Here is a 253-nt window from a genome sequence, read left to right on the forward strand (position 1 = left end):
GATAGTTATCATTTTGCTTTATATTTAAGTGAAACATATCTCCAGATAAATAATTTTAATAAAACTAAGGAATGGTCAGAACTAATTTATACTTGTGATCTTGAAAGAATTGATTCAGGAGAAAGAGAATTTCTATCTGGAAAAGTAGCATACGAAACGGGAGATATAAGTGCTGCAAAACAGTACTTTAACATGGCAAACGAAAAATCTGAAGGCAGATGTTTTATAGATGTAGATAAGAAATATGTAGAAT

1 pseudogene is annotated in these 253 nt (G+C 29.2%); it reads left to right on the forward strand.

The window, feature by feature from the left end:
• Positions 1 to 253: pseudogene (locus CN514_RS26025) on the forward strand (hypothetical protein); the annotation flags it as partial.

It is taken from the genome of Bacillus sp. AFS001701 (genome assembly GCF_002559405.1).
In the GTDB taxonomy this organism is placed as follows: domain Bacteria; phylum Bacillota; class Bacilli; order Bacillales; family Bacillaceae_G; genus Gottfriedia.